The sequence below is a fragment of the Legionella sp. W05-934-2 genome (assembly GCF_964199965.1).
Classification (GTDB): domain Bacteria; phylum Pseudomonadota; class Gammaproteobacteria; order Legionellales; family Legionellaceae; genus JAFIFT01.
In genome coordinates, this window is sequence record NZ_CAXMZT010000015.1 from 37310 (window position 1) to 53048 (window position 15739).

Below are 15739 nucleotides of genomic sequence, written 5' to 3' on the forward strand. Positions count from 1 at the left end.
TATTGAATTTGTTTCAGTTAAAGCGTATAAGGCGTTTTTCCTCCAATTTTCGATTCCCCAAACAGTGCAATTTCTTTTTGTCTAATGATTTCCAATAATTTTCGTATTTGCTTTTCGGAGTGGGTTTTTTCAAGTACTATTTCAATATTTTTCGCAGCAGCTACCCACTCCGACCTAACATCGCCATCAGCCCATTGATTGGCTATTTTATTTTTTAATACCCACAACTCTTGAACCAGCTGATTATGAAGCGCCATGAAAACACGCGCTTTTTCCTTTAGACTTTCCAGCGGAGCATGGCCTGTTATTTTGGCGCTTGATAACCCTTTTAATAGTTTAAATTTATTTTGGCTCATCGGGGCACTCCAAAGGTAGGCTTAAAGTCGTTGTTACTTCTTTCCTCTCGTTCAACGTTTGTTTCAGTATTCTTAGAACTGGTTGGATTAGTGATTGAATTGACTATTTCTGACTGCCTACTAAACTCAGTAACCAGCTGATCATCCACTAGGTGAATTGACGCTGATACTGTCTTATCTTTATTTTTTGTTGATATGACAGGCGTTGAGCTTTGCCGGTTGCTTACCAATTCACTAAGGAAACTCGTTAATAGGCCAGCAGCAATGCTGGCCATAGCAACCATAGCAATACTGGCAGTGATCGTTAATGGCAGACTAAGTCCCAAGGTAGTCAGATCAATGATGCGTAATGCCATCAACAACAGCATGACAGCGCTACTAACAAGTAGTCCCGCTACAAAACTAACCCATTGAAGGCGATTAACAGTTTGTATGGATTTTAGTGCTTCTTTCTTTTCTTGCGGAGGGCTTATGGTTTCAGACCTTAATATCAGATCCTCTTTCGCTTCAGACGACGTCTCGTCTGTGGCTCCAAATGAAGTCTCCTCTTTGGTCAGTTCTAGTTCTCTTGAGGCGAGTAATTGCTGTTGTCTTGCAGAAAAATCCTTTTCAATTGTTTGAAATTCCGCTTCAGATATCACAGTGTGCGACCCATTGGCCGTAAATGCTTTCATATGAGCTAAGTGCTTAACCGCCTCTTCAGCTGCCTCGCCACTGGCTATATAATTGACAAACGATTCGTTTTGTAAGGCGGCTATTTGTAATTCACTGCGCCTATTTATGAGAAAATTAATAAACCGATCGGCATTGGAACCTACAGGGATATACGCATCAACAAATTTTTTGATATAACTATCCGGCAGCAATAGAATGCGTAACATTGCTTGGTTTATCTCACCTCGAAAAATGGGACTATAGGAAAGCGAGTGATTCACAAAATTGCTGCTTGCTTGGCTGACCCCCTCCTCTTTGATATCTAACCAATTAAACGCGTAAAAATCAGGGATGTAAGGCAAGTTTTTTATCAAGTTCTCACTGATTTTACTTTGTTCAAGGGAGCACTTTTTAGGGTCTCTAATGCTGACAAAACACCAGTCCCCGTCAATTTTAATCACCTCATTTTGAAAATTAAGACCAATATTCCCGTTTTTCAAATCGATTTCATGGACAAAGACACAAACCATCATAATCCGTCCAAGACCTTTGTATGGCCCCCTTGAGAACATCGTTTGTTTGTATTTTGGTAAATTTTTGAATCCCGGAACTTCTGCCGATAAGATATAGTAGGTATTCAAGGCTTCATTTCGAGCAATACGTGTTTCGGGCTGCCCTGGAATTATCAGTCGGAAAAACTCTTGTGCTAATACTTCCAAATACGCCGTTTGAGGATTTTCCATTTCTTTGCTAAACCATATCTGTGACGATTCAGGTAAGTTGCCTTTGGTGACTTTGTGCTTAAATTCACCTTTCCCTATTCCTGATATGTTCGCTAGCGTGCTGATGTTGATAACTGGAGCGGTCATTCATTGCGACTGTTGGACATAGTGTACATATTCTATCGCATTTTCCCTTTCATTGAAACCGGATAAGGGATTATCTTTATAATCGTAGATGCTGTTCGGTCTGAAGATAATGGGGAGAAGGTCCTAATCTACGATACAGGCTTTATGCCTTGCCCGGATACAAGATCTCTTCTCCCATCCCAAGTGCCCTCGAGATTAAGCTAAATCGCCTACCTTTTAAAGATACCAGCCCGCATGCAGCAAAGCGCTGAGGAATCCTGATATATTTTTGTTCAATAAGAAAAAATTGGCAAAACCAAAGAGAACCCCCTCGCCCGCGCTAGAATTTTGACCAGGGGTAAAATCTTGCTCGCGGGAGAGGGTTGGGGAGAGGGTAAAAGGTGATACTGTCAGTCAGAAAGAATATTCATAATAACTTCAAGGACAGATGCGGTTTCCTGTAAAATTTCATTGTTCCAAAAACGTAACACCTTGTATCCATGTGTATTTAGCCAAGCAGTACGCTCTATATCATATGCTTGGTTATCAAGATGTTGACCACCGTCTACCTCAATAATGACTCGCTTTTCAATACATATAAAATCAACGATATACCTGCCAATTGGAACTTGTCTTTTAAATTTAAAACCAAGTCGATTTGCTCGAAGATGATACCAAAGATGCCTTTCAGTATCAGTACTATTTTTCCGTAACCTTCTTGTTCCCTCTCCCCAACCCTCTCCCGCGAGGAACAACATAATATCACAATAAATCTTCTCGCGGGCGAGGGGGTTCTCTTTGGTTTTGACAATTTTTCTTATTGAACAAAAATATATCAGGATTCCTCAGAGCGAAGCAGAATGCGGGAAATAACCCTCGTCGCAGGTTGAGTTCCTGTATTACGGCTATGCTTCCATACGGGTTACGATTCAAAAGGGCTATTATTTTCGCTTGATAACGCGAGCGCATTATCGTCCTCTTCAACATCCATCTTATCAGACGTATCCACTGCAAACAGGCTATAAGTTTGCAATTGTTTGGCTTGAATATCCACATCGACTATCAAGGGCTCTGTGGAATTTTCATCAAATGGCGCTTGGATACCATAGTCTTGAAACAGGTTTTCTAAATCGGTGAACGTGATGGGTCCGATAGAACAATGATCTTGTAAAAAGGTCTGCAACCCGCTCATTAATTTGCGAAAACTGGTATCATCACACTCGCGACCGGCACCGGAAAAGGCATAAATCTTACCCAGTCCTGCGTCTTTTTTGATGTTGATGCTATCGATGAAATCATTGTCACCTTCTTCAAGGGCATCCAATGCTTTCAAACTGTTGCGATAGCTTTTGATGCTGATAGTGCAATTGATAAACCGTTGCGAACTGCCCAAAGGAATTTCAATGGTTATTTTTTCAATATTTAATGTGGGATAGACTTTGATATCGTTGGGTTCAAGTTCAATGCGGAGCTTACCATAATGAACGCTTGCTTTACTCTTAAGATAATAGGGAACAATTGGCATGGCTGAACACTCCTTTGAAAATCACCAAATTTAACTCTATAACAGTTCATAACCGCTATCAAGTCATTCGGTAACGCATACGGTAACGCAAACGTTCACGTATCAATTATTACATTTTTATGAGTAGGCCCTACTTTTTTACCAATACTCGAATATACTAATGAAACAAAAATTGATATTCGAAATAAACGGGATCTTTTTTGAAAATCATCTTACTCGGACTCCTTTTACTAACCAACGCTACTCTTGCCTTTACAAATACGCTTCACTTCAACAACGTATGGATGATTCAAACCGCCTTTGGTCATTTTCCCCATCAAAAAGACTGGTTTTATCAATTGGATATTCATGTGCGCTTAAATACATTCGATCCCATATTCCGACAAAATTTGAATACCCTTCGCATTGGCAGGCATTTGAGTGACACGATCGATTATTCGGCCGCATTTGCCTATGCCCCCACCCAACTTCAAGCCCGATTTATTAACGAGCAACGTTTATGGGAGCAAATCGATTATCGCTATCAACTATCCGAAACCCTCTCCGCCCAATTTTATAATCGCCTTGAAATTCGATGGGTACATGAAGCACCCGGCATATCGATGCGTGATCGTTTCAAAATCGTTGTAAGAGCTTGCTCTCCTCAAGCCATTGTGTGTCCCTACCTGGCTAGTGAAACCTTTATCAATATGAATCGCACCGCATGGGATCTTGGCAAGACGTTAGCCCAACAACGCTCCGGGATTGGGCTTGAAAATAAATTGTCAAAAGCGGTCACCTTACGCTTTGGTTACCTCAATCAAACCCTATGGTTTCGTGTGAACAACAATCTGTCGTATGACATTATTGATTTACAAGCCACTTTCAATTTTGACTAATTAATACCCCAATCAAACTTTATGATCTTAATTTATATCTATTGACCTATATATATACATTTGATCGTCGCTATGATATCATTCAGGTCACTTTGATAATCTCAAGAGCACATGAACTTCTCGAACCTTGTTAACGACATTTGCGACTCCTTGCTTCATTCAGCAATGTCCGATTTTAGAATACAATGGCTAAGCTCCAAGTCCTTTGACATGGAAAGCGAAGCTCAGGTAATTATTAACCGAAGGGAAAAGGAATTAAATGAACACAATAATTGGTGGAATCAGACGCTGTCTTGGAATGAAAAAGAAACTATCCGCAGTCGTATCCGTCTTGAATATTCCTCTCGCTTTGACAACTCGGTAAAACCCGAATTAGAAAATCAATGGAAAAAGAAAGTCAAAGATGCCAATTTTGTGGGTGAGCTCGAACGCTTCTACCAAAGGCATCCCTGGCTTTCCAGTTTAGCCAATCAAACGCATCAACAGTCTCTGTCTTATAAGTATATTAAATCGATCATTCAGAACACGCTAAAACATAAAAGTGATTATTATGACAATCATTGGCGTTTGGACAATTTAGATGGAATCCCATCCATTCGTTGGCCTAGGTTTGATCACAATAAATTTCAAAAACGGCTGCATGACTACCCTTTAAAAAAGCTGATAAAAAACAAATTTGATTTATTCTCATCACTTCCCTCGTTAAACAAAGCCTGGCCAACATTGCAGGATCCAACAGCCTATCGTTTTTCTCGCCTTGATATATATCGACTTCTTTTTCAACACTTTAATATCCAACGTGGGGGCTATGTTTCCCCACAGGCAACCTATCCCACTGTCGAAGGACAAAAGGTCGCATGTGTCATGCCGGTCGAATTGAATGAATTAGACCAATTAGATGAAATCAGCAAAAGCCATTGCCACAGCTGGCTGATTAACATCGGTGACACGAATAAACCTTTTTGGATTTTCTTGGATAAACACCAGAACACCAACACGCTCTACGTGCCAAGCAACCTCACAACGGATCCAACGTTTATAACCAAGCTGAATACTATTAGAGAAGTGTTTCCAGTCAATGCGGTTGTTGAGATTGAAAATGACTGTGGGACAAGTTACGCACATCTGCCAAAAGACCAGATTTGGCAGTATCAGCTGTTCGCCCGTGTGTTGCCTTATTGTATTAAGAGTAATCGCACAGAACATTTAGACACGTATCGAAATAACATTTCTCTCAATCATTTAATCGCCTATGTTTGGGAATCCTTGCTTCCCATTTCAGGCACGACGTTATCTAAAACAAAGCTTACTGCAAAACGATTTCAATATGCCGAGCCATTCAGTGAAACCCCTTGGCATCAACTGATTACTCAAGGCGAATTCTATGATGATGGCCAACTTAAAGCGTTAAAAATTTTAGAGGCTAGCAGCCTCTTAGATTCAGTCGATCGAAAATCGATTCGCCTGCTACCCAATCAGTCTCCCGACAAAGATTTTACCTTAGCAACGGTGATTGAGAGAGAAAACTTTGTTCAAGCTTGCTTCATGGCCTGCTTCCAACCCGTCTCGCAGATGGCGTTAACCCTAACGCCCGCCTCAAAAAACGATATGCCCGATGTGCCCATGTACATTTTTGACAAAGTCATCGAGCGTTTAAATTATGTGAGCTTTGACATCCAAAGCGACCATGAGGCTATCAACCCCGGTCATTTTCCCCCGATTGTGCGGTTAAGCAATGCAGCCGCCTGTAATCGCTTATTACACACAGCCTATAAAATCCCATTAGCAGAGTTGCCATTCGATGATCGTTGGCTTGAAGCAGGCAAACTGACTTTACAACTATTTAAACAACATAGTGACAAGTTTGATTCCCAAGCCATCCAACGCTATCTGCAGCTTGAAAAAGGCTGGCGAAAAGAGTGGTTTAATCCTAACAAGGCCCCCAAATCCGATGCGTTTGAATGGCAGCTCGCCCAATTTGCACAAATGGGTCGTTTAGGATTAGACGCATTTTTTGATCACCTACGCGATAGCTATTTAAAACACTGGCATAGCATCCATGAAACGCCACAGCTAAATATCCCTGTGTTATTTGATTTAAATGGGGATCGTCTGATTAGTTCAGCGCAATATATTGAGCATTTAAACGAGCAGTTAACCAATTTTATCAACGATGAGCGCTGTATTCCTAAATTCAGCAAAATCCACTTGATATTACCCCATCCCTCAACCAGAGCCACTTACGAAGAAACGTCGAAACTACTCCGTACAATCAGTGATTGCAAATATCAATTTGATGCCGAAGCAGACACGATTAATTTGTATGAATTTAAAATCCTTTCTGAGCAGGAACAAGATGCCTGGCTTTTGGCATTTGAAAATCTAGCGACACTCCCCGCAAAACCATTAATTGCCTTAATCCGTATTCCCGAGCTAGATGAGCAAATCAGCCAAGATGTCAAAGCAAATCAGCTTAAAACCCGCTATCGCGCCCTACAAAATAAAATCCTGGATAATCAGCGTTTGCACCATCAAAAGCAGTTAGCTGAAAACACCGCTATTTTTTACCAAGGTGCCAACGGAACGCTTGACCCCATGGTGGATATTCGCAATCGAAAGCACCGTGTTATTCAACCCTTTCATGGCCAAGAAGAAACCTTTTTATTGGCAGCCAACACGCCGGGTATTCAACAAGAGTTGCAGCAAAATGTCGAAGCGCGTCATGAAATTGTGCAGCAAGTTGAAAATAAACGGGTGGTTTATGAAGAAAAAGCGCCCGAAATCAAACGATATCCACTCGATCTGAGCCGCTTGGTGACTCGCACCACGGTCCAAGACTATTTTAAATTCAGCGAAGCGAGTGTTAACTGGCGCAAAGAATTTAGTCAATGGGTGGGAAGTGACATTGATATCGCCAATACCATTCAATATATCGAACCCGAAGCACTTGAAAAAATAAGACAACATCGCGCTAATTTCCAAATGGGTATTGTCTTAGACCATTTACCGTTTGGATTTTATCTGGCTTATCATCCCAAGGCTAACAATGCGTATATCCTTTGCTATGATGAAAAGCGATACAAACAAGAACGCTATGAATGGGAAGGCAAAAGCAAAGAGTTAAGAAACCCGTTTACTCCCCATTTAGATAGCAAAGAAAAGGCTGTTAATTTTGCCGGAGACTTTCGTCAATTTCATTTATTAGGCGATAAAGAAGACAGTCAAGTTTCCTTTTGGCACCATCTTGCCAGCCACTCAATCGCCTCTGAATTTAAACAAAAACAAACCGAGTGCCTGAGAAATATCTATAAGACACACATCAATAACGAGTGGCCGGATATTTCCCTCCTAATGATGCGCCATGAAGTGGCAGGGAACATCAAGCGACCCGTTCCTATCAATAGCATTAAAGAATATATTGGTGGATGGGCCCAAGGGGTATTGGGCTATGACAAAGCAACGGAATTTATTAAGGTATTTACAGACTCCCTGGATGCAAGCCAACTCAAGTCCTTTGGACAATTATGTTATTACTTTGACACACAAAAAGAAGGGCTTGGCAGTCAGCATTTTCTCCGCATCGCTTACACGTTGTATAAAACATTTGGCCAACAACATTTTACCACTTGGCAAAAAGTGATCTTTGCCAACAGCGACAATGCCAGCGAATTGCTAACAAAGCCCATTCTCGATGCCATGGGGTTAAGTCTCATCACGCTGAAAGATAAATCACCTGCCTATATTAACATCTGGTTTCGCTTGCTAGAAACACAAGCAAAACAAACGGGATTCGTGCGCTATGATCGCTTATGGTATGCCTACCAAACCCTCATTTCCTATATTGATGCACGGCAATTGACTATTAATGAAGACGTCGTTGCCAGGCTTATCGACAGCAAGAACCCCTTTGAAGCGGTGGTATGGCTGGATCGCCTCTATCACTGTTTGAAAATGAGCGAAGGTCAATTGTATGAAACAACGGCTCAACAAGCTATTTTAGATAATATCGATAAAATCGATTGGTCCCACAATGGCCTATATTATGCCATGCGCCACAACCAAGCTCCCTATTGGACCAATGATTTGGCATTGACACAATTTCAGTATGGTGACACAGAAAAAGGGTATGAGCCTATCTGGGATGAGTTGATTCCCCAAAAAGGATTAGCGGTTCAATTCGGCCGGTATCTCTCGACCAAATTAAGAATTAACTATAAGCAATACCAACATTACGCAAAAGACATTCAACCACTCCTAGAAAACAAAAAAGTTACCTACCCGGTTGCCCGATTGTTATTGATCCACCTGACCCACGGCAATGAAAATATTGCCTATTGGGATAAGACAGTCTGCCAAGCGGTCGTAAAATCGTTATGCCATGAAAACATGAAAGATGTCGTTGACTGGCTAAACCGACAATTTAAACTAGACAATGCCAACCGTGAAAATCACTATCATGTTCACTATAACCATCTACCCCTCATTGTCGGCGTATTAAAGAAATATGGCTTAAGTAAATTAGATAAATATCCAGAAAATAAACGCATAGCGTCATTAAATGCACTTGGCAAAACTTGTCAATACCTTGAAAGTCAATCCCTTTTAGGCTTAACCAATATTACCCTTAAGCTTACGCATATGTTGGGCGTAGCAATCGATGATGAAAACTATTTAACCGCAATGCGCCAGACCCCTTGGTTATTAATGGCGGAAAATCAACCTTGGGAAAAATGGCCCTTCAGCAGCAACTTGGATGTGCAAGTCTGCCAAAAACGTTTATTAACACAATTAGAAAGTATCGCCTTTGGCCAGTCAACTTGGTTACCCGATCGCAAAGCGATTCTTAGCGCATTATCTCAGTTGGATGAAAAACCGCTGTCGTTACATGAGTTAGATACCCTAAGAAGACAAATCATTGCCCAATGGGTGAATCATGGTTGTGATATTCAAGAGCAAGATGCGGCATTTAGAGAACTAACCAATAAAGAGCAAGAACAGGTTCAATTACAACTCTCAGAACAACTGCTGCCCCAACATGCCAACGAAAATGCGACGTTAATTGCAAGGCTTGTCCCCCATTTAGCCATTGAAGCCAACTTAATTACTCCTGAACAAGCGTTCACCCAGTTAGTTGCTCAGTTTAAGCGCATTGATAATAAGCCGCACTTTAATGATTTAGCCATTGTCTTAGGGGGCTTACTCCAACACATTCAAAAGCAGGCACCTGCCAAAATGAGCTTACAACAGCTCACGGACATCTTGGAAAGCCTGATGCAGGCTAACCACGATGAGTTATCACACTTTCCTTCGGATATGCTGTCTCAAGTCGTAGCCCAAACCGGAAAACAACTAACTAATCAAAACTTAAATAGCCTATCAGCGAAATGTGAGCCAACCTTAAAAAATCTCGTTAAGACCATTGTCAATGCCCAGATAGCCAATCAAGTAAGACCAACCTTACTGAAAATGCAGGCAAAGGGTATGGATAAGGCCCAATTTGAATGGATAATTAGTCACTTCGTCATCTACCAGCTCGATGCCATTGACATCCATTATCAAACGGACATGGCCAACGCTTTGCTGAGCATTGCTTCACTCACACCTGAAGTGCGCAATCCCCTGATAGATCGTTTATTATATCTTCCCAACGACTTCGAGTCGCAGACAACCTGGTTGAAAAGTAGACATCAATTATTAATGAACCTGACTAAAACGGGTTCCATCGCTCCCTTACAAAGGCTAGCACCTTTCATGTTAGGTGGCACACAAACGTCCCCTGATATTGAAGTGATTGCTATCCACACCCTAAAATCCGATGCCACCCATGGACCTGAACTATTGCGTTTGTTGCAAAAACTCAGTCATACGGACTTAAAAAAGCTTGCTACGTATTGTGCCAACCCACCTAAACCCTCTGCGGACTATTTGATTAAGGAATTACCCCATCACTCCGTTGATGAGCTCATTCATCAATTTGAGACCATCGATCAAGCCAATGGGTTACGCCATTTCAGTGTCACTGAGCCCGAAAAGAACGAATTGAAACGCATTTTAGGCGGCATTAAAGAAAAGAATTCGGGTTATATTAGCGATGAAAAACAAAAGCAAATTATGGGGCTTTTGTATTATGTGAATGCGTATGCCCAAGAGCATGATATTGCCAATATCTCATCTGAAACGTTAAAGACATCCATTCGACAAACAGCCCAGTGGCTGCAAGCATCAACAGATGAGACAACGCAAATCACCTATCGATTACAATTATTATCCATGCTTCGTGAAGTGTTGTTACGACAAACAGGGAAATGGGCCAATCACACGCAAATGCTTGATTTGATTTATGCCGCATTGCATAACGATGAAAGCTTATTTCATCAAGTTAAAACCGGCCAAGGCAAAAGTATTATTACCATCTTGCGTGTTGCTTTCCATGCGCTTAACGGAAAAGTGGTGGATGTTTTTACCGCCAAAGAAAGTTTGTCCAGTCGTGACCATGAGGAATTTGGCTACATTTTAGACGCAATTGGCATTGAACATACCCATATTCTGCCAAATTCTGATGAAAATGACTACAAAGTGGGTGACGATGTCTTTGGGGCAATCAATTATATGACCCCAGGAAGCTTTAGCTTATATCAATCCGGGCATTGTTGGTCTGAAAATAGCAAGCGCTACATCAATTACCGCAGCAAAGAGCGCGTCGCCTTTTTTGATGAAGGCGATCATGTGTTGCTTGACGAACAAACGATGTTTAATTTTTCCTTTGGCGGGGATTCTGGGAAGTTATATAACTATGACGCCTGGGTGTATCAAGCAACCTGGCGCTATTTTCAAACGGTCAAAGAGACCTTACCCATCAATGAAAATGGCATCCCTTATATCTCGCGAACCAAGCACTTAAAAGAATTATGCGAGTTTCTCCAAAAACAAGCCGATTTTGCCCCGGTTCAGTCGACGTTTATTAAAAAATACCTAGCACCCGTTGTTGATAACGAGGTAACGGATAAAAAGGCCGCCATCCTTGAACGTGACAAAATCCTGGCTTCATTATTATCGGCTGCCTTTACTGCCAATAATCTTCAAGAAAACCGCGATTTTTGTATCCAAACCGATACCACCACCTTATCCGATGGCTTAACCCTTGAAGGCCGCATTGCCAAAGTAGTCATCAATAACCAAGTTCAAGGTGGCGCAACCTATAGTGAACGCGTCCATCAGTTTTTGCATGTTCGCTTAAACGAAGAAGCCATAGCCAACAATGAGCAACCCAACTTTTTCATTGCCCCGGATAGCGACATCGTCTTATCGCAAAACGTCCCTTCCTTGATTAAGCACTATTACGGTCAAATCGAAGGGTGCTCAGGCACGATGGGGGATGCCGGTGATTTGGCTGTGTATCAGGAAAGATACAATATCAACCACGTGGTGAAATTACCGACACATGAGCTATCACAAACAACCTATCTAGGCATGATCTTTTGTGAGGGGCAAGATAATTACGAACAAGCAATCGTCAATTGGTTAAAGCAATACCAGCAACAACCCACGCTCTTAGTCAGTGAAGACGATATTGCCGTCAAAGCCTTATCCTCTCGCCTTGCCCAATTACTGCCAAAAGAAATGGTCCAAAAACTCATTTGCGATACCAACGATAGTGGACAACTTGAAAGTGACATTCTTCCTTTAGCCGGTAAGGCCGGTGCCATTGTCAATAGCTCCCGTATGGCAAGAGGAACAGATATTAAACCCGAAACGGAAGCCGGTTTATTAGTGATTCGCGCCAATGCCAATATCCCGCGCTTTGCCAAACAAAGTGGCGGTCGTCAAGGACGAAATGGCGCCAAAGGGGTGCTGATTGATATCATTGATTTTGCCAAAATCAAACAGTCATTCCAACACTTTGAACAATCCAATGATTACGCTCTCAGACTCAAACAATTGATGGAAAGAGAAGCCCTTCATCTTAAGAAAAAAATTGAAAAGCACCAAAAGCGCGGTAGCCATAAATGGGATTGGCTCCTAAACAATGAAGAAAACCAAACCAAATACCTCAAGACACGCGTCGTTCACTATTTAAAACATGAAATCAAAATTGCGCGTGAGCAAAACATACGCAGCAAAGAAGCCATTGTTTCGGAATGCTCAAGTCATGTGATTGCCCAATTGATGCACCATATTGGTGAAGATCAGGTGATTATGAATGCGGTCCGTCAAGATTGGTTGCGCTGCCGAGCGTTGATGGAGTCTGCCTGGCAACAACGGATGAATGGTGCGGTCGCAGATAATGAAATTGTGCTCAATGCTTTTTATGAAAAAGCGACACTGGCGTGGCAATGGTTTGCTTGTAAATATCCCGATTACCTGGATGCAAGCTTATTAGATGATAAAGAAACCCTGCTGAAATCCGTGAAAAGCATGACGAAATTGGCTTGGAATAATGAAAATATCGAGACCAAAGTATCAACGCCTACTCAAAAAGACGATATGACGGAAGTCATTCATTTTTACCAAGATTGGTTAACCCGTGTTGGTCCGAAAGTGCTATCGGATTTTCCCAAGTCATTACAAAACCTCTTTTATGGCCCCTCCAAAAATGGGCTCAATGATTTAGATGTGTTTTACAAAACCCTCGTAAAGGCCAGTCAGCATAATGGGTTGTTAGACAGTAGCTTCAGCGTTAATGACAGCCAAGCGCTGTTTAAATTGTTATCGACCCTCCCTGTAACCACGCTCACCTATATCCCCTTAGCCTACATGAGCCAAGTGGTAGAGACATTTGATATCGCGCGCACATCGCCAGGCTTTGTCGACAAACTATCCTGTTTATCCCAGCTATTTGACCATCCCTGTGCACAATCGGTTGAAAACCCCGATGCCCATCATATGAGCACACTTGGTGAAACAAGCCTCTTTTTAATGCGCTTAGCGTGCCGAGGGTTTATCAACCACGATTCCGATGGTTTTAGGCGCTTTACCAGCCAGCAAAGTATCAGCCATATTGCCGATATCCTCTGGGAACGCGATTGGGAAACCTTAACACCAAACCAGTTTGCTTGTTTTGACAGGTTTATTAACCAAGATACCGATGTAGCTAAGCTGCTAACAACACGTCTTAGCAAACAACATTGGCAAACCTTGTTAGGCCAACTAGGTCGCTATGACATGAATAAACCTGAAGATAGGGACTATTTCGATACCGTTTTAAACTATTTCAAACAACACCATGTCTTACTTAATAATACCTACCCAGAAACGATTAACGCCTTATTAGACATCTTTTTCCATTACCCGCATCGACGTATCGATGCCAGCCAATTTCTTGCACCGGATTGCCTGAAAAATGCCACGGACGATGACAATATTCACTTCATTCATTTTATCGCGGAGCAATATATGCTAAATGCACAAGAAATCCTTCAATTAGAGACAATTATCGATGACGCATACGGCAAATCGACGATTAAAGCCGCTGAAATGAAAAAAGAATTGATGCCGCAAATCCGCTCATTACCCGCGAATATTCCTTTTTCACTCATTAGCAAACGGGTGACTAAGATTGCCGATGACCAAAATAGCCAAACCATTCCCCATGCCATGAAGGCGTTACGAGAACTTGGCGAAGCATTAAACCAGTTTACCATTCGAAAAGGGATCACCACCTCAGAAAATTCATTGCCAGAAGAAGGCCTTCCCGAAACCCTGCTAAAAAAAGCACAAGCGATCATATTAGACAAAGAGAGCAAGAATAAACTGGATGAAGCTACCATTATTTTCCGTCAATTAAGCCAACCACGCTATGATGAATTTGATGCCTATACTTGTTTATTGGCTTATGAACAACATGGCAGCCACTATGAAAGCGCATTGAGCTTATTACTAAGAGCCAAACACACCTTGACTTCGGATGCCTATGCGAATTTCTTTAGCGCAAGCTTCTCACCGGACGAAGAAAAGACATCCCTGGACGATTTATCGAGAATAATAACCCTATTTGAGCAACATAACGAACTGTTTGCAGCGGGTCTTCCCGAAAAAGCCAAACAACAAAATGCCATTTTAGCGCAATGTTTGCAGCGAAATGGCATCGAATCGGTGATGAATCAGTTCAATAGCCTTAAGCAGTCGCAACTCAGTCTTAATAACGCACACGTCTGGCACCAATGGCAAACGAGTATGACTAAAAAGCTAGCATTTGCAGAGCAAATCCAGTTAATTAAACAAGCAGGTAGCTTAGCACCATCACTGAAAGAAAGGGTGTGTACCTTATACGACGAAGGCTATGATCCTGCGCGATTAAGCGTCTTTATCAACTTAGTCAAACACGATAGCAAAACGATGGATAAGTTATCATTGGATCAATGGCATCACCTGTTAAGCCAATGGGAAGCACATCACATAAGCGATAATGTTCATTTAACAGCCGTCTATGAAGCACAGAAAATAGCCAACACGCTTGAGTCTGAAACACCTGAGAATGCCCCAACCAGACTAAAACAAAACATCCCGACTTACGAAAGTCTTTTTGGAACCTTAAATCAAGAAAACAATGGGACGAAACGAATGAGTTTAATGCACAGCATTACTCACTCCTTAATTTCGTTTTCCGCTAGCTTACAAGAAAAATGCTGGTCCTTTTATCAAACGTTAATTAGCAAAGTAGGCGACATCAAAAAACAAATGGATCAACTCCCTGAGAGCCAACGTGCTAGAGGGTTAAGCCACCTATTACGATCGATTAAAAGTCTAACCATGGAGTTAGCGTTTGTTGCCAAACCCGAGAGCCATCCAACGGAGTTGGGTGACAATGTCTTTTATTACGATCAGTTGGTTCACGCCTATGAACAGCAATACACAGGCAGCTGGCTCAACTATTTCACCATTAATCGAACGCGTTGGCAGCAAGCACAATCCCTGTTTAGCGAATTAAAATCGCTCACCCATAGCGACGAAGAAGCAATACAGCCAAAGCCTAAAGCCGCCTTTTATGAATCCATGTTGGTTGCCCTTAGTAAGACCCAGCAAGCCATCATCGATAATGATGGCAAAAATCGCATAGCCAATCAAAAAGGTTACAGCCGCTTGTTGGATATTACCCAACAACTCGGCCTGCAAGTGTGCAAAGATATCATCAATGATGCATCACTTAGCCACCAAACCAAACAAAAAGCCAAAGACTGGTTGACCACACAAGAAAAGCGCATCATCCATCAACTTTGGCAACGACTGGATTCAAGACACCCGCTCGTGGTTGAAATCCAGCCCTACGCACGCAATACCGATGCAGATGATCCCGCGGCGATCCATCGATGCAAACAAGCAATCTTGAAACTAAATGCCAGCGACTTACCCAACGAGTTGCGTTATTTATTGCCGATGTTGCAAGGGCATTTTGCTATCAGTGGTCCAGTGGAGCAACAGGCTAATTTTGAAATCCAAATGCGATAGAAAACGATGCGATACATTCGTGTTATAAGCAAA

At 41.9% G+C, this 15739-nt stretch carries 6 protein-coding genes; 2 read left to right on the plus strand and 4 right to left on the minus strand.

Features of this window, described 5'->3' with window-relative positions; all coding sequences use genetic code 11:
* Positions 1 to 17: 17 nt before the first annotated feature.
* The 4 genes from AB3348_RS14145 to AB3348_RS14160 all read right to left on the minus strand — a co-directional run bounded on the left by AB3348_RS14145 (position 18) and on the right by AB3348_RS14160 (position 3383).
* Positions 18 to 356: a hypothetical protein gene (locus tag AB3348_RS14145; RefSeq protein ID WP_367608262.1), complete on the minus strand. Its 339-nt coding sequence runs from the start codon at positions 354 to 356 to the stop codon at positions 18 to 20.
* Positions 353 to 1879 carry a hypothetical protein gene (locus tag AB3348_RS14150; protein ID WP_367608263.1) on the minus strand — a complete coding sequence of 509 codons (1527 nt, stop codon included), beginning with the start codon at positions 1877 to 1879 and terminating at the stop codon, positions 353 to 355. The genes AB3348_RS14145 and AB3348_RS14150 overlap by 4 nt, the downstream gene beginning before the upstream one ends.
* 389 nt (positions 1880 to 2268) lie before the next feature.
* Entirely contained in the window at positions 2269 to 2616 is a 348-nt protein-coding gene (locus tag AB3348_RS14155) for an endonuclease domain-containing protein (RefSeq protein ID WP_367608244.1), read from the minus strand.
* 164 nt (positions 2617 to 2780) lie between these two features.
* Positions 2781 to 3383: a hypothetical protein gene (locus tag AB3348_RS14160; RefSeq protein WP_367608264.1), complete on the minus strand. Its 603-nt coding sequence runs from the start codon at positions 3381 to 3383 to the stop codon at positions 2781 to 2783.
* Positions 3384 to 3583: 200 nt separating this feature from the next.
* On the opposite strand from AB3348_RS14160, the gene AB3348_RS14165 reads away from it, so the two are divergent.
* Together AB3348_RS14165 and AB3348_RS14170 are read left to right on the plus strand one after the other, a co-directional pair.
* On the plus strand, positions 3584 to 4261 hold the full coding sequence (locus AB3348_RS14165; protein ID WP_367608265.1) for a DUF2490 domain-containing protein: 678 nt from the start codon (positions 3584 to 3586) through the stop codon (positions 4259 to 4261).
* Positions 4262 to 4471: 210 nt separating this feature from the next.
* Positions 4472 to 15706: a hypothetical protein gene (locus tag AB3348_RS14170; protein WP_367608266.1), complete on the plus strand. Its 11235-nt coding sequence runs from the start codon at positions 4472 to 4474 to the stop codon at positions 15704 to 15706.
* Positions 15707 to 15739 lie beyond the last annotated feature (33 nt).

What these genes read in the sequence shown, in the direction of transcription:
- AB3348_RS14170 (WP_367608266.1), top strand. Translation starts at nt 4,472, where the DNA reads ATGGAAAGCGAAGCTCAGGTAATTATTAACCGAAGGGAAAAGGAATTA.
- AB3348_RS14155 (WP_367608244.1), bottom strand. Translation starts at nt 2,616, where the DNA reads ATGTTGTTCCTCGCGGGAGAGGGTTGGGGAGAGGGAACAAGAAGGTTA.
- AB3348_RS14145 (WP_367608262.1), bottom strand. Translation starts at nt 356, where the DNA reads ATGAGCCAAAATAAATTTAAACTATTAAAAGGGTTATCAAGCGCCAAA.
- AB3348_RS14150 (WP_367608263.1), bottom strand. Translation starts at nt 1,879, where the DNA reads ATGACCGCTCCAGTTATCAACATCAGCACGCTAGCGAACATATCAGGA.
- AB3348_RS14160 (WP_367608264.1), bottom strand. Translation starts at nt 3,383, where the DNA reads ATGCCAATTGTTCCCTATTATCTTAAGAGTAAAGCAAGCGTTCATTAT.